The sequence below is a fragment of the Paraburkholderia sp. EB58 genome, from assembly GCF_050436665.1.
In the GTDB taxonomy this organism is placed as follows: Bacteria; Pseudomonadota; Gammaproteobacteria; order Burkholderiales; family Burkholderiaceae; genus Paraburkholderia.
In genome coordinates this window covers 34,329-54,495 of the sequence record NZ_JBNDMQ010000052.1, presented here as the reverse complement: position 1 = coordinate 54,495, position 20,167 = coordinate 34,329, and the positions used below count along the sequence as shown (strand labels likewise).

The following is a 20,167-nucleotide window of genomic DNA, read 5'->3' as shown; positions in this document are numbered from 1 at the left end:
ACAGATCTACCCGTAGACAGAAACCGGAACCCCGAACTCAACCCGAGTGCATGTGGCACAAGGGCTAACTCGCCCAGTCGCCACTGGAACTTCGGTTTAGCGCATACGCCATAGCGATGATGACGCCGACGAGCGCCGCGCATTGTGGGTCCGACATCATTCGGATAACGAAAGACCGGTCGATTTTGAGCCGGTTTAGCGGAAAGCGCGTCAGATACGCGAGACTCGAATAGCTGGTGCCGAAATCGTCCACCGCCACTTCGACGCCCAGCTTGCGCAGTGCATGCAAGGTTTGCAACGCCTCTTCGGTATCGCCGAGCAACACACCCTCGGTGATTTCAACCTCGAGGCAGGACGGGTCGAGCCCCGCATCGCGCAGCGCGCTCTCGATTGTCGCGCGCCGCACTGATGCCGGCCCACGCGTGAGCAGATGGAAAACGCCGTCGAAATCTACTCCTGCCCATAACCAGCCCGCTCTCAGAATTCTTTGAATGGTGACTCCCGCAACCGCAGCTCCTCAGCGCGCAGCCGCTAACGGCCTGGCAACACCCTGCCGCTCTCCCCGCCCTGCCCAGATATCATCATAGTGATTTCGGCTTGACCATCCGCATTTACGCCGCCATGCGACGGTCGGGATGTCTGAAATTTTCACCATGTCAGCCGCAACAGACCGGCTGCTAAACCTGTGCGCGAAAGTCGCGTAATTTCCGCCTGAGGTCTCATGAGCGCCCCCACTACTCTCCCGCTCGATGGCATGCGCGTCGTCGAATTCACCCACGTGGTCATGGGTCCGACCTGCGGCATGATCCTCGCCGACCTGGGCGCCGAAGTCATCAAGATCGAGCCGCCCGGCGGCGATAAGACGCGCAGGCTGCCGGGCCTCGGCATCGGTTTCTTTCGCTCCTTCAACCGCAACAAAAAGAGCGTGGTGCTCGACATCACGACGCCCGAAGGCCACGCCGCCGCGGTCGAACTGATCGGCCAGTGCGACGTGATGCTGGAAAACTTCCGCCCCGGCCTGATGAGCCAACTGGGGCTCGACTACGAGACGCTGTCCAAGCGCTATCCGCGTCTGATCTACGTTTCGCACAAAGGCTTTCTGCCTGGCCCCTATGAGAAGCGCCTCGCGCTCGACGAGGTCGTGCAGATGATGGGCGGCCTTGCCTACATGACCGGCCCGGCGGGCAGGCCTTTGCGCGCCGGCACCTCGGTCAACGACATCATGGGCGGCATGTTCGGCGCCATCGGTGTGCTGGCCGCGCTGCGCGAGCGCGACACCACCGGCCGCGGCCAGGAGGTGCAAAGCGCGCTGTTTGAAAACTGTGTGTTCCTGAGCGCCCAGCACATGCAGCAGTTTTCGATGACGCACGAAGCGCCGCCACCGATGCCCTCGCGCGTCTCCGCATGGAGCGTCTACGACGTATTCACGCTGGCGGACGGCGAACAGCTCTTTATCGGCGCCGTCAGCGACAAGCAGTTCGTCACGCTGTGCGAAGTGCTGCAATGCCCGGAACTCGCCGCCGAACCGCAATTCGCCACCAACGCACTGCGCGTCGCCGCGCGGCCGCAACTGCTCGCGCGGCTTGGCGCGATTCTCGAGGACCACCGCGCGGACGCGCTCTCGCTGCAACTAGAAGCTGCGGGAATTCCCTACGCGCCGATCGTGCGGCCCGACCAGTTGCTCGACGATCCGCACCTGAAAGCAAGCGGCGGACTGGTGCCGATGGAGACCGAGGACGGCGGCACCACCGACGTCGTGCTGCTGCCGCTCCTGATGGGCGGCCGCCGGCCGGGCGTGCGCCAGGCGCTTGCGAAGGTGGGCGAGCACACGCAGGAAATTCTTGCGCGGCTGAAAGCACGCAAACCGTGACCTGGCGCGCCGAATCGGCGTGCTCGGGAGCCGCGCACCCGCGGGCTCAGATTCGAAGGAACCTTGCATTTATCTCGGGGACGCCCACTCACGCGGCCGTTGCGAAAAATTTTTTTGCGCCCGTGTCGATTTCCCGTCTATTCGCTCGTCATGGTGATGAAGCCCCGCTGAACGCAGCAGGATCTTCCGACTCACGAACCCGCTTATACAAGGAGCGACCGCCATGTCCGCACCCGCTGTCAAACCGATTCCGGAAGGAATGCACTCGCTGACGCCGCATCTGATCTGCGCCGGCGCCGCCGACGCTATCAAGTTCTACACCGAGGCGTTTGGCGCCGTCGAACAGTTCCGTTTGCCCGGTCCGGAGGGCAAATTGATGCATGCCTGCGTGAAGATCGGCGACTCGATGCTGATGCTGGTCGACGAAATGGCCGGCTGCTCGATGCTTGGGCCGAGGTCCCTGAAAGGCTCGCCGGTGGCGATTCATCTGTACGTCCCAAACGTCGATGCCGTGGTCGCACAGGCCGAAGCGGCCGGCGCCCGTGTCACGATGCCCGCCGCCGACATGTTCTGGGGCGACCGCTTCGCCCAGCTCGAAGATCCGTTCGGCCATCGCTGGTCTGTGGCGACACATCAACGCGATGTACCGATGGAGGAGATGCAGGCAGCCGTTCGCGCGATGCAGCAGTGAATCGGCGGCCGTGCGAGCATGCGGCGACGCAGGGCGCGTCCGCATGCTCGCGCCAAATCGAAGTCACGCTACACCGGAGGCCGCGCCGTGCACGCGCCGGTATGACGCGGCCCACCCGCTCAGCGCGTCACCGCATCGAACGAAAACGTGCCGAGCGCCGCCCGCACCTCGTCCAGCGTGCCTTGCGTGACCTCTTTCGCTTGCTGCGTTCCGGCACGCAGGACGTCGAACACATAACCGGGCTCGCGCGCGAGTTGTTCGCGCCGCTCGCGGATGGGCGCAATCAGTGCCTGCAACTGCTCTTCGAGGCGGCGCTTGACCACCATGTCCCCGAGGCCTCCCGCGCGATATTCGGCTTTCAGGCGCTCGACGGTGGCGCGATCTTCGTCGAAGGCATCGAGATACGTGAAGACCATGTTGCCTTCCACCGTACCCGGGTCGGACGCACGCAGATGGTTCGGATCGGTGTACATGCTGCGGACCGACTCACGGACTGCATCGGCCGAGGACGACAGCGGAATCGAGTTGCCCTGCGATTTGCTCATCTTGGCCTTGCCGTCGACTCCGGGCAGACGGCCCATGGTCGGAATCAACGCTTGCGCCTCGAGCAGCACATCCTTACCGACTTGCCGGTTGATGCGGCGGACGATCTCGTTGGTCTGTTCGATCAGCGGTGCCTGGTCTTCGCCGACCGGCACAACGTGGGCCTTGAAAGCGGTAATGTCGGCAGCCTGAGCGACCGGATAGCAGAGAAAGCCCGCCGGAATATCCCGGCCGAAGCCACGCGCCTGAATCTCTTCCTTGATCGTCGGATTGCGCTCGAGGCGCGCAACCGTGACGAAGTTCAGATACAGCAGGGTCAATTCGGCCAGCGCCGGCAGTGCCGACTGCACCGCAATGGTGGTCTTGTCAGGATCGATACCGACCGCCAGATAGTCGAGCGCGACCTCCAGCACGTTGCGGCGCACCTTGTCGGGATCGTGCGCGTTGTCGGTCATGGCCTGCGTGTCCGCGACCAGCACGAACTGCTGGTGCGTCTCCTGCAACGCCAGACGGGTCTTCAACGAGCCGACATAGTGGCCAAGGTGCAGCGCGCCGGTCGGACGGTCGCCTGTCAGTACAGTACGGCGCGGGGATGCGGTGTTGGTGTTGTCTTGCATAAAACGGGCTCTCTGAAAGAGCCGCCGCAAGACAAGCTAACCGGGGATACAGCACCATGTCAGCCGGACTGCGGCGGTCATGGTCGTAGTAAAGACGTGACGATGCCGCTCCTTCAGGAGCACCACCAGGCGTAGATCAGGGAAGAGGTCATCGTGCACATGACGTAAGGATGCCATAGGTGCGCGGGGATTGACAACGCGGGGGCTGGCGACGAACCGAAGAAGAACTACGAGAAGAAAGCAAACGGCAGCGTAGCGGCCAGATAAATCGCCAGTCCCGTCGCCGGCAGCCCCACTGCAATCGCGCCAGTGGCGACCACGCTCGCCGCCACCGCCAGCGCAACCAGACGGGCACGACGCGCGCGACGCGCCGTCAACGCAGGGCAGCGTGGGGCCAGCCGAGTGTCTTCGGATAATGAAGTGACGTGTTGACCGATATTCAGACTCGACATGATCGTGCCTCGCTCATTGACCAGCGGATTCTGGCACCACACGCATATCGGACGTCTAAATAGTGCAGCGGGAAACGCAAAGGCCATGTATAGGAAGGCCGAACAAACCACGCAACGTTGCCGCAGCCCAAGCGGCCCCAGCAACCCTCACGTCTCAGACCAGCGGCGCAACCGTCGACTCCGCTTCCGGTGCGCAATGCACGTTGAACCCGATCAGCTTGGAGGGTCCAAAGGTATTGCTCAACGCCACATCAGCAGCATCGCGCCCGAGCGCCATCAGCACCCGGCCCGTGCGGGCCACGTTATTGCGTGGGTCGAATGTCTGCCAGGTTCCGCCCAGGTAAGCCTCGAACCATGCGGCGAAATCCATCGCACTATACGGCGGTGGCACGCCGATATCGCTGATATAGCCCGTGCAATAGCGCGCCGGAATATTCATCGCACGGCACAGCGCCACAGCCAGATGCGCGAAATCGCGGCACACGCCAGTGCGCTCGTTCCATGCCTGCCACGCCGTTTTGGTCGGCCGCGCGTGCCCGTAGCCAAACACGATATGACGATGCACGAAATCGCAGATCGCCTGGACCCGTGGCCGTCCGAGCGGCGTTTTGCCGAACAGGCGCCACGCGAGGTCGGAAAGCAGATCGGTCTCGCAATAGCGGCTGCCGAGCAGAAACATCAGCGTTTCATTAGGCAACTCTTCGACCGGATGCTGGTAACTGTTCGGCGCGATCGTTTCGGGCTCGGCGGAAATCTCGAGCACCGCCGTGGTCGACAGCGAGATGCGTCCCGCCGGCGCAACGATGCGGCTGCACAGATTGCCGAAGACGTCCCTGTACTGCGTAATCGGAACCGGCGGATCGACCTTCAACACATCGGCGGTCAGTACATCCTGCACCCGCGAATAGTGCGTGTTCAGCATGAGCATCATCGGAGTGGCTTGCTCACACTCGTAGACCAGATCGTAACCAACGCGCAATTTCATCGGACCACCCTTGCTTCAGTTAAGACCTTCAATTAGGACCTTCAAACGTCTTCCGTCACGGATACGTCGACCTGCAGGCCGCGGAACGAATGGGCCGCTCCATGCCAGGTGCCCCACAGCGGCAACGCCTGGTAGTAGTTCCAGGCCACCGCCACGCGAATCAGATGGCGATTGCCGATAATGCTATTGGTCGGATCGAAATCCACCCAGCCGGCACCCGGCAGGTAAATCTGCAGCCACGCGTGGGTCGCGCCGCCGCCGAGCGTCGTGTCGAAATCGGGCACGAAAATGTAGCCGCTCACAAAGCGTGCGGCGAGTCCAAGCGAGCGCACCGCATCCATCATCAACACCGCAAAATCGCGGCAGCTGCCGCTGCGGTGACGCAATGTATCGGCGGGACGGTAGACGCCCTTCTCCGTACGCCGTACGTAGCGAAAACCGCTCTTGATCTCCTGCGTCATGGCCCGCAACAGCGTCATGGTGGCAGTCGAGCCACGCGGCGCGAGAAAGCGGCGGGCCCAGAGATCCACCTCGGCATCGGGGTATTGCCGGCTGCGCGCGTTCACGAGATCCGAGGCTTCCTCGTTGGTGTACGCGAGGGGCCATGTGGCGGCGTACCGTTCGAGCGCGTACTCCGGCAGCGGCGATTCGTAATGCTCGAGCGCCACCTGGCTATCGAAATGCAGTTCGGACGCCTCGCCGGAAAACGTGGCGACTCCTACCGAATTGTCGAACACATCGTGCAGCCAGTGCAGCCGCGACGGCGCCGGCCTAATCACGAGGTGAGTGGCGACGACGCGCACATCGTGCCCCGAGCGCGGCCGGAACATCATCCGGTGTTCGCCGAAGCGCACCGGCTCCGAATAGCGGTAGACACTCACATGCCGCACGGTCAGGCGTTGCGGCTCAGTAGTTTTACCGGCCCCCTGGATCAACTCGATGGTCACGTTACCGCCCATGAAAACCTGCTGGAACAGCAGGGACGGCAGCGGCTGCCGCCGGCGTTATGTCGCCGCGTCTGACATTCAGGGTGGTGGCACTGATTGCGCAGAAAACATCCTCCGGCCCAGCATACACCCGCCAGATTGGTTGAAAGCACTCATTTGGGCGCAGCTTGCGGTGGGGTGTGCGGAGAAACTGATAGTTATCCCCAGTTTCTGTCCATAAATCTGTTGATAACTATCTGACGAAACGACTAAGCGGTTGATGCGGTTCGACTTTATCGGGCGACATCGAAACGGAGCAGACCGCCCTGACAGACAGCGGGTTTCGAACCCACCTGAACGTCATCAGTTCAGACGCCGCGACCCGCCGTATCGGTATCCCCGGCCTCGCGCACGTTCGACGCCGCCTTCTCCTCCTGCGCCCATCGCTGCCGCGAGCGGTACATCTTGCCGAGCGCGAGCCGCGCCATCCTCACCCAGCCGGACGGCCTCGGGTCGGCCAGCATGCTCAGCGCACGCGCATAGTCGAGTGTGAGCCCGGGTGTCCACGCCATCGTCGCGGCGCGTTTGCGCACTTGCGCGGCCACCCACAATTCCGGCGTCGTGACCACCCGCAAGAAAGGCTTCCAGCCATTGTGACGACCCCATACGCGCGCGGACGCCCCTTCGATCGCCGCTTCGAGCGCACGCGAGACAGTGCTGGAGCAATTGCGGTAAGTGAGGTTGTAGGTCGTGTCCTCGCGGTAGGTTTCCCAGAAGCGCCGCAGCCGCTCCGGATCGTAGTTGCGGATGCGCACCTGCACCGTCGACGGACACCAGGCCTTCGATTCGGTCCCGTAGTCAGGTTGAAACAGACCCGGCACGTCGTTCTCACGCGTGGCCCGCAAGAGCCGTGTGAATTCATCGGGCGACCGGTCGATCTCCACCCCAGGATACAGGCTGATATAGACGCCCTCGGGCGATTCGAGGGCAGCGTGTCCGGTCGAGATCACACCGTTGCGGTCCACCGCGGCAATGTACCGATCGATGATCGGCTGGCGGCGCGCCTCGCCCTTCGACGATCCAACCGGCGTCCACACGTGCACGGTCAGCGCGGCCTCATCAGCGGCCGGCGGGCCGTCCCACACCGCAATGGCCGGCGCTGCCTGCTGCGGCTCGGCGGTCGCGCTGGCGGCCTGTTCGGCACCATCCGCTGCTACCGCCGGGTTCGACGACAACCGCCGCACGCGCGACGCCAGCAAGATCATGTTCCAGCCGCCGAACATCAGGCCAAGGCCGAGGCAATATGGAACAGTGCCCACGTAGTGGGTCGGAAACGGCTGATAGAAGAAAATGGCGAGCGCGATTTCGACGACGCCCCCCGCTACCGCAACGCGCCAGGTGCGATAGCGCACGACACGCGCGGAGATGATCTGCAACAGACCATCGGCAAGAAAGAGCGTGCCGAAAATCATCGACAGGATAAAGTTACCGTGATGATGCCCGGCGAGGATCAGGAGCGCGGCTACACAAAACGCCAGCCCCTTCACGTAACGCAGCGTGCGTTGGCCGCCCATGCCGGTCCAGGCGACCGTGAGCGTGGCGAGACCTTCGAGCAGGAGCAGGCAGGCAAACGGTGTGATCGGGAAGTACAGCGCGCTGTCGAGCGCGTCGATGAAGACGGCAATGCCGACTAACAGACTGATCCAGCCTGCCGTCGTCAGCGCGCGCCAACGGGTACGCAGATAGTCGACTCCCAACAGGATCATCACCAGGCGAACCATCGTCAGTCTCCGGATGCCAGCGCTGTGTTCGAGCGTTGCCGCACCTCAGAACCTGCGAAGGGGGCGGCAATGCGCGTTTCACGGTTTTATAGCACGCTCGCGGCATGCTGCAATGGCGCCGCACCGAAGCTGCGAAAAAATGCGGGAACTCGCACCGCCCGTTCAGGCAGTGCGTCTGCGCTAGCGATCACCTCGACCGTCGCGCTATCTTGCCCTTAGGTGGATTGCCTCAACCGTCGCGCCGCCCTGCCCGCACGGGCACAGTCGCGCCGCGCAGCGGTACGGGACGCGCTTTCTGCGCCTTCCATTTCTTCGCGATGGCGGCGAGCAGCAACAGCGCGCCGATCACGACCACGTCGCCCGCCAGCCCGTTTAGCCACGCAGGACCTCTCGCGAGCCGAACGGCCGTATCGACGCCAATCGACACGACCGTGCCGCCGACGAAGCACACGAGGCCCTGCTTGCCGACTGTCACAACGGCTGGCAACCGCTCGGCCAGCCAGCGTACTGCCTGCACGCGCACCGCCTGGGCTACGAGCCAGGCAATCGCCACAAAACTGACGACGCGCACCGCCGCGAGGTTCTGCTTCATATAACCCGGCGTGGCCTGGGTTTCGAGGCACAGTTTTATAAACGCGAACGTGAGCGCCACCACGATGGCCGCGATGGTCAGCGAACGTCCCGCCTTCGCGACCTGAAACGCGTTCGACACTGGATGCAGACGGCACAGGATACCGAGCATAAACATCAGTTGCCATGCGAACGGATTGAAGGCCCAGCCGCCGGGGTCGGCACTCGGCAAAACACGCGCGAGCCATGCACCGGCCAGCCATACTGCCAGACTGGCGAACAGCGCCACCGCTGGCCGTCGGTTGGCCAACGGCACAGAGAGCGGCACGCACAGTGCAAACAGCGTGTACATCGGCAGCACAGCGGACAAGAACGGCTGATGACGCAACGTGACGATGCCCAACAGTGTGCCCACCGGGTGACGCAGCAGATCGCCCCATCCTGTCTCCCCCACTACCGGGGAGTCGACATGCCAGACCATGAGCGCCGCACCAGCCAGCAGCATCAGGGCCGCCGTCAACAGATACGCGCGGTAGATTTCCCATGCGCGCACCACAAAACGCCTCTTGGCCGCATGGACGCTGCGATACGTTGCAACATTCATAAAGGCCGCCGCCGAGGCGTAGCCGCCAAGAAACACGAACACCTCGGCCGCGTCGCAATACGCATAGTTGTGCAGCATGAAACGCGACAGCACGCTGCCCTGAACATGGTCGAGCGCGATCACGATTAACACGACTCCGCGCAGGAAGTCGACTTCGAGTGATCGCCGAGCGGGGGAATTCATTAACGGCAACTCCGTTTGCTGTTCGGCCGGAATTTGTACCGGCGCGCATTGCGTTACTGATCGGGCAGTTCTCTCGACGCCGCCAAGCAGTACTGAACGCTAGGTCATGAGAGACCGCAATTCAATGACGCGCATACACAGCGATTTTTCAGCGTATTACATCACGGATGCAGGCCGCGCTATCCCTGTGCGACACGGGTGCGCACGAGCGGTTCCCCGCACAAATTGCTTCGATATATTTCATGCGATCTGCATGCGACGCGGCCACGCATGGGGTCAGGAGAACCACCAGCTCAGGCGATCCGAGCGGCCCAGTTCATTGCTCAGCGGCGAAGTGGAGAGCATCGCGACAAGTAGCATTGCAGCCAGCGTAACAAACACCAGCAAGTACCCCACCGGCGTCAGGGGCGCGCCGAAATGCGCGAGCCGCAGGGCCGCACGCGCGACGCGCTTGCCCATCGCTGCGATGCGTCGCGCAGGCGCATGCCGCAGCGCAAGCGGGCACGTCAATGCCGGCGCGAGCGCCACCCTCGGCAGGCGCACTGCGCCTTTCAACTGCAACACCAGTGACTCGATGAACATGAACCGATCCCGTCGAGCCCGCGTTGTGCGGGCGCTGTATCAAGACGTGACGACGCGTTGCAGGGCAACCCCGCAACGGGCGTCAAACTTTGGGAGCGTGCTGAAAACAGGCCTTAAACAGCCTGTCGATCGTGAAGCGCGCTAGCCCGGCCGAAGCGAGCTAGCGGCGAAGGAGGACCCTGCGTTACGCTATTTCGCGGCGGAAAAACCGGCTGATACCGGCATCGAACTTCGACCACTCAAGCAACCATCCACGAGGGACTCCTGTGATGTAACGACCATGATTCTATTCGGCGCGCGAGCGCGACGGCAAGTAAAAAAGTCATAAAGCAGCTCGGATTCACGGCTCACCGTGACACCTGGTTACAAAATAAATCCTGCGATATTCCAGAGACTTTCTGCCCGCTTGCACGCCCCTTTCACCTTGCCAAACGCGAGAGCATCAAGCCGCCGCGGCTTGCAACATCGCGTCGCCCTGCTCACCGCCCAACACCTCGACGATGTCGGCAAACATGCGCGCGAGCTCGCCTGTCATCAACGTCATATCCGAGTCGAATACCTCGTCGTCATTTTGCGCGGTGGGATCGCTCGCGTCCTTGATCACATCGAGCGCCGTGACGCGCTTGATGGTCAGCGACGGTGTGAGGACAAATGAAACGCGATCGTTCCATGTCATCGCCAGACGCATGCATTGCTTGCCGGCTTCGATGTGGCGGCGCATGTCGTCGACATCCAGCGAATGTCCGACGTAGCGTACGGTCGCATTGCCTTGTGCGGGGGAAACCAGCTCGGTGTCCTGATCGAGCGTGAAGCCGGCGGGCGCCTCGCCCGACAGCAGCCACTCCGTCATCGCGGCCACCGGCGACTGCGCGACGCGCACGCTTGCGAGCGGCAACTGATCGATCGATTTGACCAGTAAGCCGAGCACTTCGTCAGCCACCGCTTGCGACGCCGCATCGATCACGAGCCAGCCATGCACCGTGTCGATCCAGACGCGCGTGTCGCGGCGGATGCTGAAGGCGCGCGGCAGCAGTTCGTCGGTGACCTGCTCCTTGAGTTCGCGCATCTGTTTGCGGCCGAGCTTGAAACCCTGCTGCTCTTCGACTTCGAGCGCACGCGCCTTGGTTACCTGCGTCACCACCGACGCGGGAAGCAGCTTCTTTTCGACGCGGAATACCAGCAGCATCTGGCGGTTGATGGAATAGACGAGCGCGTCGTTATCGCGCGGTGACGCCCATCCCTGGGTTTGCATCTCGACGCTGCTGCCCGGCTGGAACGCATGCGGCGCGAGCCACTTTTCCATCTGTTCGGGGGTGACGGTCCACGGAACGGGGAGACGATGAAGCTGAAGGTTTTTGAACCACATGAGCGTACGGGCAAAGCGCATCATTCTATACGACACGCTGGCGCGGACCGCCGCGTCGTCGAAAACTGGCACCTGGAAGACAACCTGACGCTGCCCCAGGCAACTGGGCGTCGTCAAACTGTAAAAAGGCGCGGATCACCGGACCGCCATCCGTCATTTTTCGCCAGATCACCTAGACTTTTGTCATGTAGTGGAAATGGATGGAGGCTGCCATGGCTGAATCAATGGTCAGCATCGTGGTAGGACTGGTGGTCATCGTCACCGGCGTCATGATCTTCGGCGCGCACTACCGGCGCGACCATCACAAGACGGGACAGCCCTCGCGGCTCTACAGCCACCGGCTTTGGGACAGGATGCGGCACCGGCATTAACACCCGTCGGCACCCGGACGCCGCAGCACCGCCGACCGGGCGCCCGGCTGCGGCGCTCGAAGAGCGCACCACGCACCCTGCACGCACGGCCCGAACGGAGACAACCATGTCCGATGAAACCCACGCCTGGCAAATGGTTGAATACGAAGGCTTCGAGATCCACACGTCGCCGCGCCCGAAACAGCCCGACGCGAGCCGCTTTACCTACATCGGCTATGTGTGTCATCCGGGGGCCGACCCGGCACTGCCGGGTCACGTGGTGCCATTCCATGCAGACGGCGAAGAGTCGTTTGGCAGCCTCGCGGATGCGCTTTACGAAGCCGTGCACGCCGGGCGCAGTATCGTCGACGGTACGCATCCGGATTTGTCTGTGCTGGCGCTCGTCACGAGTGGCGTGTGAGCAGGCGGAGGTAGCGACTGGCCTCGCAACCTGATCGGCAACTGAGTTGCCAACCAGTACGGAAGCTAAGGCAGCCGCCCCGCGACCGCCGAGTCGCGGCCGTTCCACGCTAGCCCGGACGGACCGTCGCCGCCGCCGGAAATCTGCTGCGCGAGCGTCAACATGCGCTGATTCGCGCTCTCTGGCGCGAAGGTGGCCACTTTCCTGTTCCCGTTCTGCACCACGCTTCGACGCAGCAGGGTGTCCGTGTGCAGCCGCTCGATGGCACGCGCCATTTCGTCAACATCGCCAATCGGTACCAGCAAGCCGGCCTTGCCGCCCTCCAGCAGATCGCGCGGCCCCGTGGGGCAATCGGTCGAGATCACCGGCGTGCCGAGCGCCATCGCCTCGCCGAGCACCATGCCGAAACCTTCGTAGCGGCTGCTGAGCACAAGCATTTCCGCCTGACGAATGAAAGGAAACGGGTTCGAGCAGAAACCGAGGAAATGGACGGACTTGCGAATCCCGAGTTCGACGGCCAGTTGCTCCAGCGCCACCTGGTCGGGCCCTTCGCCGATCAGCACGAGGTCGGCCGAGCTCAGCCGTTGCGCACGCACCTGGGCAAACGCGCGCAGCAGGGTCTTGTGATCCTTTTGGCCTTCGTCGAGGCGTGCCACCGAGACGATAAACGTCTCCGCCGGACGCTCGATCGCCGCACGCGCCTTCTGGCGCAGTGATTCGACGTCGATGACGTTCGGCAATTCGACGAGATTCACCCGGTCGGCCGGGAACAGCGCCTGTCCCTCGCGCAACATGTCGGGCGTCAGAACCGCGATTGCGGCATAACGGGAATACTGCTTGACGCGGCGCGCCAGATAGCGCGCGCTCTTCTCGCCAAGCCGCGCGGCGAGACTGAAGTGACTCACACCGATCCACGGTACGTTGCAGGTGCCGGCAAGGTGCCGCAGCGAAAAATCGAAGTCGCAGACAATATCCTGGTCCCGCGCGATCTGCCGAAAACGAAACGCGGCGAGCGGCCGGATCACCCCATAGGTCAGCACCTTGTACAGCAGCTTCAGGTGGCCGCCCAGTTTGCCCTGCCGGCGTGTCTCGTGCAGCGTGTACATCCATTGCGAGGGCGCCAGCACGTGAACCGGGACGTCGTCGGGAATCGAATGGGCACGCCAGAACAGCAGTTCGTCAGTCGGATAGGTCACGCAGACGCTGGGCGCAAAGAGTTGCCGGTCAAGCGTCTTCAACCACGCCAGCAAGGAGGTTTCCGTACCACCTTTGCCGAAATCGTTGATGTGAAACAGGATGCGCCGCGGCGGATCGAGCGATTCGGTGCGGTCGTGTCGACTATCGTATTTCATGCTCTCAATGCGTCCAGACCTGACTTCAACGGGTGAACGGCCCGCGCGAGCCGCGCCGCGATCCGTCCTGAACAAGCTGCTGCGCAGTGCCCAACAAAAGGCCCGCGAACGACCAGAAAGCGAGGATGGTGGTCTGCCACATGAAATCATCCGTAGTATTTTTCGCGATCATACCGGCAACCAGCGCAATGCCCGCGGCACACAGCCACGGATCCTCCCGCCGCACTTTCCAGAAGCTGGCCACGAGGCACAGCAGCAGCGCTGTTTCCAGCACGACACCGATCACGCCCGTCTGCAGCCAGGTGTTCAGAAACAGATTGTGCGCGTGAGTCAGCGCCTGCGGTTCGATCACCAACAGGCTATGCGGCACTTCCTGCTGATACACCATGCCCGGCAACGGCTTGCCGAAGCCGACGCCGATCCACGTATGCCGCTTCGCTTCAGCGGTGTAAAAGGCCCACAATTTAGGCCGCGTGTCGGACGACACCGTGTCGCCGATACTGGAAAACGCCTGCGGGACCAACACTTCGTGCCCCTCGATCGCCATATCGTGCGCCGCTGCCGCGGGCACGGCGGCGCCGAGGCGCAAGCGCGCACTGTATTCGAGCGTGCCGACGCCCGCCGCGCCGATCACGGCAAACGCGAGCAAGGCGAGCAGCACATGCCGCCGATACAACGGAAACAGCGCCACTAGCAGCACCGCAGCGGCGGCCGGCCAGAAAAACCGGTTGAGTGTGGCAAGGCCAATGAACAGACACAGCACGAGGCCGCTCAGGCCGAACACGCGCCAGCCGGGGCGCAACAGCACGCCGGCAAACAACGCCATGGCAAACACCGCCAAGGTGCTGGTGTGGCCGACCCGGTTATAGAAATGCAGCGGAAACGTGTTCGCGGTAGGCGGCTGCAGATGCCCCCAATAGAGCGCGCTGATCAAGGCGAGCAGGACGCACGCAACCCATGTCACCAGTACGAAGGGGGCAAGCCGTTGCGTGCGTGTGCCGAGCAGCCAGAAGCCCCAGAACGACACCAGCGGATACAACACCTCATCGCACCACGCATGCATGCTGACCGCCGGGTAGCCGGACCATGCTACGGCAGCGAGACTCCAGAGCGCCCAGCAGGCGATCGGCACGACGAGCGGCCAACGCCACAGGGATGGGCGCTGCGGCGAAAATATCGCAGCCAGCGTGCCGAGCGCGAGCAGCGCCAGCGCGATGAACACGATGGCTGTCATGTGGCCGAACATCACCGCGAACAGGATAACCGGACACGCAATCCACAGGACGCGCTCAACGCGCGCGAACGTGTTAGTCATTACACTTCCATCAGAACGTTTTGCAATGCGTGGTACACCGATTCGACCGAGATGCGCCCCATGCAGTCAGCGTGATCGCCCTTCCAGGCAACACAGGTCTTCCAGTTACGGTCACAGCGCCGAACCCATGCAACCTCGCGCCGGAAAATAAACGGTTGATCGCGGCACGGCATCTGCGCAATCGTCACCGGTGCGAACGGCACCTCACTCCAATAGCGGCCCGCGCCATGAATCTGCGCGTTGCCTGGGCCGAATAGCGCGACCGTCGGCACGCCGATCAGGCGCGCCAGATGCGCGACGCCCGTATCCGGACACACCACGGCATTGGCACCGGCAAACAGATGCCACAACTCGCCGAGTCCGACCCGCCCCGCCATATTCGGATGATGCGGGTCCGGATCGATGGTGCGTATCAGTTCGGCCTCGCCCGGACCGCCGCTCCACACGGGAATATAGCCGAGTGACTCGACCCGCTGCGCAAGTTCACGCCAGCGCGCATCGGGCCAGCGCTTGACTTCGGTACTCGCGCCAGGATGCAGGACGACGTAAGGATGCGCCAGCAGATCGGCATCCGGCAACGCCGCATGCCGGGGGGCCGGCCAGTCGGCGGGCCGGTAAGCGCGGGGCGGCGGCCCATCTACCAGTTCGGTTGCCAGATCTGCCCACGCTGCCGGCGTATCGGGATACGGCACGCTCTGATTGACCGGCCAGTTCTTCCATGCGGGCACGTCGCCGGCATGCGCCACGATCCAGCGGCAGCCCGCGCCGAGCGCGAGCCAGCTATGCCGGTTGTCACCAAGCACAAAGCCGAGATCATACGGTCCGGAGTCGAGCACCGCCTTGACGGAGGCGAGGTCACGCGGGTCGAACGGCAAGGCGTTCACGCCAAACGGCCGCCCTGCGTAAAGCGGCACGATCGCCTTCGGACAGGTGAGGTCGATCTGCGCCTGCGGATATTGCGCACGCAGCTTGGCCAGCAAGGGCGTCAGCAGCAACGTGTCGCCGAGCAACAAATGGTGCGCAAGGAGAATGCGTTGCACCGACGACGGCTGGCGGCGCAAGGGCTTTAAAACGAGGCGCGGAATGGCACGCGCAAAGATGCGAATACGCCCGGAAAGTCGGCTCATTGGGTCATCGGCACGTTGCTCGCGTCCGCGATCTGGCTAGGCGCCGGTACCCGGCTTGAGGTGGCGTTCCCCATGCAGAATCTCCAGCAGTCTTCTTGTCGATGACTCTCGCTTCAATGCCACCCGGAGGCGCGCACGGCAACGCTGACGCGGTGGCTGCGGGCAACCTGCACCCGCGGTCTGACTGCGCCGACACTGAAAGCGAAGTGAAAAAATGGAGTGACTGGCTCGTGGTCGAACCACAGGCTCTATATGCAAAAAGTATAACATGGGCGCCCGGCTGGACCGCAGGACGGACGGGGCTGTGCGGGATTTCACCGAGGACAGGCAAGCGTTTCCGGCACCCCAAGTGCATCAGTCAATTCTCGCCGCGGATACGCCTCGCCAACGCCAGCAGGGCGTCGACGTGGCCGGCCACGCTGGCGTCGTACAGCACCGCGCCGTGCGCCACTTCGGCCTGCTCCCGCGGCGCTGCGGCGAGCCGCTGCTGTACGGCACGCTCGAGAGTCGCGCGCAGGTCCGCCTCGTCATCCGGTGCGAAGACGAACTTCGCGTGCGGCGCGATCGCGTCGCAGCAACCGATGCTCGACGGAAAGATCACCGGCGTGCCGCACATCACCGATTCGACGCCGACGAGTCCAAACGGCTCGTACTTCGACGCGAGCAACGTGAAATCGGCGGCGCGGTAGCCGTCCTCGATGTCCTTCACGTAGCCGATGTAGCGCACCCGTTCCGAGGTGCGCGCGGGCGGACGCCCCGCCACCGCAAGCACCACGGGCAAAGCGGTATCGCGCAGCGCGGCTTCGATCAGCGGCAGGCCCTTGCGCTCGTGACTGCTCGAGGGAAACAGCAGGACGACTTCGTGATCCGCGAAGCCGAACTTGCGCCGCAGTTCGGCACGCCGTGCGGGGTCCACGGGCGTGAAGCGCGCGCCGTCGACCGGCGGATACAGCACGCGGATCTTCGTTTCTTCGACACCGTAGAGTTCGCGCAGCTCGTCATGCATCAACTGCGAATGCGCGACGATCACGCTCGACTGCTCGTATTGGCGGTGCTCGAGCGCAATCTGCCAGCTGTCCGAACGCTTTTCCGGCCGCCCGGTGGCGCGCAGGAAACCGAGGTGGGTGCCGCCGCAAATTGCGATCTCGGACGAGTCGACGCGGTTGCAGCCGATCAGCACGTCGACCTTGGCGGCGCGGCGCGCGCGGCGCAGCCGCCAGGAGAACCAGCGGTCGCGCAGCTTGCCGGGCAGGAACGAGACCTTGATACGATGCCGCTCGACCATCCGGCTTTCCGGCACCGACATGTCGAAACGGCGCGCAAAGAACGCCAGCTCGATGCCCGCGGCAGCGAAGCCGCGCACCAGATCCATCGCATAGCGCTCGAGGCCGCCACTATGTTTCAGCGCATTACTGGAGAGTCCGATTTTCATTATTCAGACGGGCACGCGCGGGGCGTCGGGTCAAACGTCAAGGGAAAGGCGGCCGAGCATGGCTTCCCGCCGGCCGCGGCACGCCCGCGCTCAGCGAACGTGCCGCGGCACGGCACGGATTAGAGCACACCAAGTATGCGTTTAACTTTCAACGCAGCACAGTGCATCAGGCCGCGTTCTGCTGGAACTGGATGCGGTGCAGATGCGCGTACAGACCGTCTTGCTCCAGCAGTTCGCGATGACTGCCGCGTTCGACGATACGCCCTGCTTCCAGCACGAGAATCCGGTCCGCGCGTTCGATGGTCGACAGCCGGTGCGCGATGACGAGCGTGGTGCGCCCCTTCATCAGCGTTTCCAGCGCGGACTGCACATGGCGTTCCGATTCCGAATCGAGCGCCGAGGTGGCCTCGTCGAGGATCAGAATTGGCGCATCCTTGTAGATGGCGCGCGCGATCGCGAGGCGCTGGCGCTGACCGCCCGAAAGCATCAGGCCGTTGTCGCCGACCAGCGTCTCGGTGCCCTTCGGCATGGACCGTACGGTGTCCCACAGGTTCGCAGCCTGCAGCGCAGCCTTGACCTTCTCCGGATCCGCCGGTTGACCGTAGGCGACGTTGTGCGCGATCGTGTCGTTGAACAGCACGACGTCCTGGCTCACCATTGCAATCTGGCTGCGCAGCGCGTGAATGCCGTATTCCGGCAACGCCACGCCATCGACCAGGATCTCGCCGTCGGTCGGATCGAAGAAACGCGGCAGCAGATTGACGAGGGTGGTCTTGCCGCTGCCCGACGGGCCGGCCAAGGCCACCATTTCGCCCGGCGCGACCTTGAACGAGACGCGGTCGAGCGTATGCCGGTCGTGCGTGCTGGTCGCGCCGTAGTTGAACGAGACGTCGCGGAACTCGACCTCGCCCGAGGCGTGCTCGAGCGGCTTGCCGCCGCCTTGCGGCTCGGACGGCTCGTCGATCAGGCCGAAGATCAGTTCGGCCGCGGTCAAGCCGCGTTGCAGCGGCTGGTTGACGTCCATCACGTGCTTCAGCGGCGAGACGATCAGCAGCATCGACGTGATGTACGAGACAAAGCCGCCGACCGTGGTGTCCCCATGCGCCGATTGCACGACCGCAATCGTGACGACGACAGCGAGCGCGATCGCCGCCAGAAACTGCGTAAGCGGCTGAGCCAGCCCGCCGGAAGTCACCATGCGCAGCGAGTACCCGCGCAGGCGCCGGCTCATTTCGGCAAAGCGGTCGGCCTCGTACTTTTCGCCGTTGTGCACCTTGACCACCTTGTAGCCGGCCACCGTCTCTTCGACGATGTACGACAACTCGTTGGTGAGCATCTGGTTTTCGCGGTTGAGCCGGCGCAGCTTCCGGTTGATCTTGCTGGTCACCCAGCCGATGGTGGGCAGCATCACCGCGAGGATCAGGGTCAACTTCCAGTCCAGATAGAACAGATAGCAGAGCAGAAAGAAGACCGTTAGCGAATCGCGCACGAGCGTGACCATCACGCCCAGCAGCACGTTGAGAATCTGGTTGACCTCGAAGACGATTGCGTTGATGACGGTACTGGCGGTTTCACGCTGGAAGAAGCCCACGCTGGCGTGGACCAGCCGGTCGAACATCTCGAGGCGCAAGCGAAGCAGGATCGTATTCGATACGTAGGCAATCAGATATCCCGAAGCGTATTGGCTGACGCTTCGTACCAACGCAAGTGCGATCATGCCGAGCGGCACCAGCCACACCAGGTTGTGGCTGGCATTCGGGCCGAAGCCCTTGTCCAGCAGCGGCTTGAGCAGCATCGCAATGAGCGCGTCGCTGCCGGCGCTGACGCCCATCGCGACAACGGCGCCAACCAGGGTCCACAGGATCGGCTTGATATACGGCCAAAGCCGGCGCAATAAGGCGAACGGGGAAGAGGCGTCGCCTGATGAACCGATGACTTTGCTTAACGTGGGCTTCGCGCTCAAGGAATCCTCTGGAAAGGCGAACAGCGCGTCCACCCGGAGGGCAGACGCACAAAATACCGCATTGTAATCGCTTGGACGATCCCGGCGCCGGAGCCGTTGCGCCGGGCTAACACCCGTGCCGACAGGCGGCGGAGATGAGGCTGCCTCGCGCTGTGTATACTTGCGCGACGCATTTTGCCCACTCCGCACCCTCTACGCTATTCAGGCATGAAAGAAACCACCCTCGGCGTCGCCATCATCACCAAAAATGCGGCGCCGCGCCTGGCCGAGTGCCTTTCCGCGGTGGCCTTCGCCGACGCGATCGTCGTAATCGACGGCGGCAGCACCGACGGCACCGTCGAGATTGCCCAGGCACATGGCGCGCGAGTGCTAGCGCAGGCCGACTGGCCGGGCTTCGGGCCGCAGAAAAACCGCGCGCTCGACGCGCTCGACACTGACTGGATCCTCTCGATCGACGCCGACGAAATTGTCTCGCCGGAACTGGCTGCGGCAATCCGCGCCGCGATGGCCGCACCGGCCGCCGATGTGTACGCGGTGGACCGGCTGTCGAGCTTCTGCGGACACTGGATCCGCCATAGCGGCTGGTATCCGGACTGGATCCCGCGTCTGTTCAAACGCGGCGGCGCCCGTTTCTCCGACGACCTCGTGCACGAGCGGCTGGTGTTCGACACCCCGGCGCAGCGGCTGACGGGCAAGCTGATGCACTACTCGTACGAAGACTTCGAAACCGTGCTGCGCAAGCTGGACGCGTACTCGACAGCGGGTGCGCAACAGCGCCATGCGGCAGGCAAAAGCGGAAGTTTCGGCAAGGCACTCGGGCGCGGGGCGTGGGCGTTCATCCGCACTTACGTGCTGCGGCGCGGATTTCTCGATGGCCGCGCCGGATTCATGATCGCGGTGTTCAATGCGGAGACGGTGTACTACCGGTTTCTGAAGCTGGCGCAGTTGGGCTCGCGGGAGCGGTAAGCGCGTTCTTCTGCGCCGGTGGCCAGGGGGCCGGGCGCCGGATGCTGACGCGCCCAGTGCCAGGCGCCGCT

18 protein-coding genes and 1 pseudogene are annotated in these 20,167 nt (G+C 63.4%); 5 read left to right on the top strand and 14 right to left on the bottom strand.

Features of this window, described 5'->3' with window-relative positions; genetic code table 11:
• Positions 1-97: 97 nt before the first annotated feature.
• Positions 98-394 (bottom strand): annotated as a pseudogene (locus P3T40_RS40955) (EAL domain-containing protein); the annotation flags it as partial.
• Between the two features lie 327 nt (positions 395-721).
• On the opposite strand from P3T40_RS40955, the gene P3T40_RS40950 reads away from it, so the two are divergent.
• Both P3T40_RS40950 and P3T40_RS40945 read left to right on the top strand, forming a co-directional pair.
• Positions 722-1,870 carry a CaiB/BaiF CoA transferase family protein gene (locus P3T40_RS40950; RefSeq protein ID WP_429273393.1) on the top strand — a complete coding sequence of 383 codons (1,149 nt, stop codon included), beginning with the start codon at positions 722-724 and terminating at the stop codon, positions 1,868-1,870.
• 223 nt (positions 1,871-2,093) lie between these two features.
• The gene (locus P3T40_RS40945) at positions 2,094-2,561 is read left to right on the top strand and encodes a VOC family protein (RefSeq protein WP_429273392.1); all 468 of its coding nucleotides are present in this window, start codon (positions 2,094-2,096) and stop codon (positions 2,559-2,561) included.
• 119 nt (positions 2,562-2,680) lie between these two features.
• Here the strand turns inward: P3T40_RS40945 and trpS are convergent, their stop codons facing one another.
• The 8 genes from trpS to P3T40_RS40905 all read right to left on the bottom strand — a co-directional run bounded on the left by trpS (position 2,681) and on the right by P3T40_RS40905 (position 11,170).
• Complete coding sequence (gene trpS, locus P3T40_RS40940) at positions 2,681-3,721, bottom strand: tryptophan--tRNA ligase (protein ID WP_429273391.1); 1,041 nt, start codon at positions 3,719-3,721, stop codon at positions 2,681-2,683.
• Positions 3,722-3,948: 227 nt separating this feature from the next.
• Positions 3,949-4,173, bottom strand: coding sequence for a hypothetical protein (locus P3T40_RS40935; RefSeq protein WP_429273390.1), 225 nt, complete (start codon positions 4,171-4,173; stop codon positions 3,949-3,951).
• Positions 4,174-4,327: 154 nt separating this feature from the next.
• The gene (locus P3T40_RS40930) at positions 4,328-5,158 is read right to left on the bottom strand and encodes a transglutaminase-like domain-containing protein (protein ID WP_429273389.1); all 831 of its coding nucleotides are present in this window, start codon (positions 5,156-5,158) and stop codon (positions 4,328-4,330) included.
• 41 nt (positions 5,159-5,199) lie between these two features.
• On the bottom strand, positions 5,200-6,117 hold the full coding sequence (locus P3T40_RS40925; protein WP_429273388.1) for a transglutaminase family protein: 918 nt from the start codon (positions 6,115-6,117) through the stop codon (positions 5,200-5,202).
• A gap of 335 nt (positions 6,118-6,452) precedes the next feature.
• Positions 6,453-7,865 carry an HdeD family acid-resistance protein gene (locus P3T40_RS40920; protein WP_429273387.1) on the bottom strand — a complete coding sequence of 471 codons (1,413 nt, stop codon included), beginning with the start codon at positions 7,863-7,865 and terminating at the stop codon, positions 6,453-6,455.
• A 229-nt stretch (positions 7,866-8,094) separates the two neighbouring features.
• Positions 8,095-9,222: an OpgC domain-containing protein gene (locus tag P3T40_RS40915; RefSeq protein WP_429273386.1), complete on the bottom strand. Its 1,128-nt coding sequence runs from the start codon at positions 9,220-9,222 to the stop codon at positions 8,095-8,097.
• 276 nt (positions 9,223-9,498) lie between these two features.
• Positions 9,499-9,804, bottom strand: a complete 306-nt coding sequence (locus tag P3T40_RS40910) for a hypothetical protein (RefSeq protein ID WP_429273385.1) — start codon at positions 9,802-9,804, stop codon at positions 9,499-9,501.
• Between the two features lie 442 nt (positions 9,805-10,246).
• On the bottom strand, positions 10,247-11,170 hold the full coding sequence (locus P3T40_RS40905) for a recombination-associated protein RdgC (RefSeq protein WP_429273384.1): 924 nt from the start codon (positions 11,168-11,170) through the stop codon (positions 10,247-10,249).
• Between the two features lie 212 nt (positions 11,171-11,382).
• Here P3T40_RS40905 and P3T40_RS40900 point away from each other — a divergent pair, with 212 nt between their 5' ends.
• Both P3T40_RS40900 and P3T40_RS40895 read left to right on the top strand, forming a co-directional pair.
• Positions 11,383-11,541, top strand: a complete 159-nt coding sequence (locus tag P3T40_RS40900; RefSeq protein WP_429273383.1) for a hypothetical protein — start codon at positions 11,383-11,385, stop codon at positions 11,539-11,541.
• 106 nt (positions 11,542-11,647) lie between these two features.
• Positions 11,648-11,941, top strand: a complete 294-nt coding sequence (locus P3T40_RS40895) for a hypothetical protein (RefSeq protein ID WP_429273382.1) — start codon at positions 11,648-11,650, stop codon at positions 11,939-11,941.
• A gap of 65 nt (positions 11,942-12,006) precedes the next feature.
• Here P3T40_RS40895 and P3T40_RS40890 read toward each other — a convergent pair whose 3' ends face one another.
• From P3T40_RS40890 to msbA, 5 genes are all read right to left on the bottom strand, one after another.
• Positions 12,007-13,293: a glycosyltransferase gene (locus P3T40_RS40890; RefSeq protein WP_429273381.1), complete on the bottom strand. Its 1,287-nt coding sequence runs from the start codon at positions 13,291-13,293 to the stop codon at positions 12,007-12,009.
• Between the two features lie 25 nt (positions 13,294-13,318).
• Entirely contained in the window at positions 13,319-14,608 is a 1,290-nt protein-coding gene (locus tag P3T40_RS40885; RefSeq protein ID WP_429273380.1) for an O-antigen ligase family protein, read from the bottom strand.
• The gene (locus P3T40_RS40880) at positions 14,608-15,735 is read right to left on the bottom strand and encodes a glycosyltransferase family 9 protein (RefSeq protein WP_429273379.1); all 1,128 of its coding nucleotides are present in this window, start codon (positions 15,733-15,735) and stop codon (positions 14,608-14,610) included. The genes P3T40_RS40885 and P3T40_RS40880 overlap by 1 nt, the downstream gene beginning before the upstream one ends.
• 358 nt (positions 15,736-16,093) lie before the next feature.
• Positions 16,094-17,167 carry a glycosyltransferase family 4 protein gene (locus tag P3T40_RS40875; RefSeq protein WP_429273378.1) on the bottom strand — a complete coding sequence of 358 codons (1,074 nt, stop codon included), beginning with the start codon at positions 17,165-17,167 and terminating at the stop codon, positions 16,094-16,096.
• A gap of 166 nt (positions 17,168-17,333) precedes the next feature.
• Entirely contained in the window at positions 17,334-19,130 is a 1,797-nt protein-coding gene (gene msbA, locus P3T40_RS40870; protein WP_429273377.1) for a lipid A export permease/ATP-binding protein MsbA, read from the bottom strand.
• Between the two features lie 207 nt (positions 19,131-19,337).
• On the opposite strand from msbA, the gene P3T40_RS40865 reads away from it, so the two are divergent.
• Positions 19,338-20,096 carry a glycosyltransferase family 2 protein gene (locus tag P3T40_RS40865; RefSeq protein WP_429273376.1) on the top strand — a complete coding sequence of 253 codons (759 nt, stop codon included), beginning with the start codon at positions 19,338-19,340 and terminating at the stop codon, positions 20,094-20,096.
• Positions 20,097-20,167: the final 71 nt, after the last annotated feature.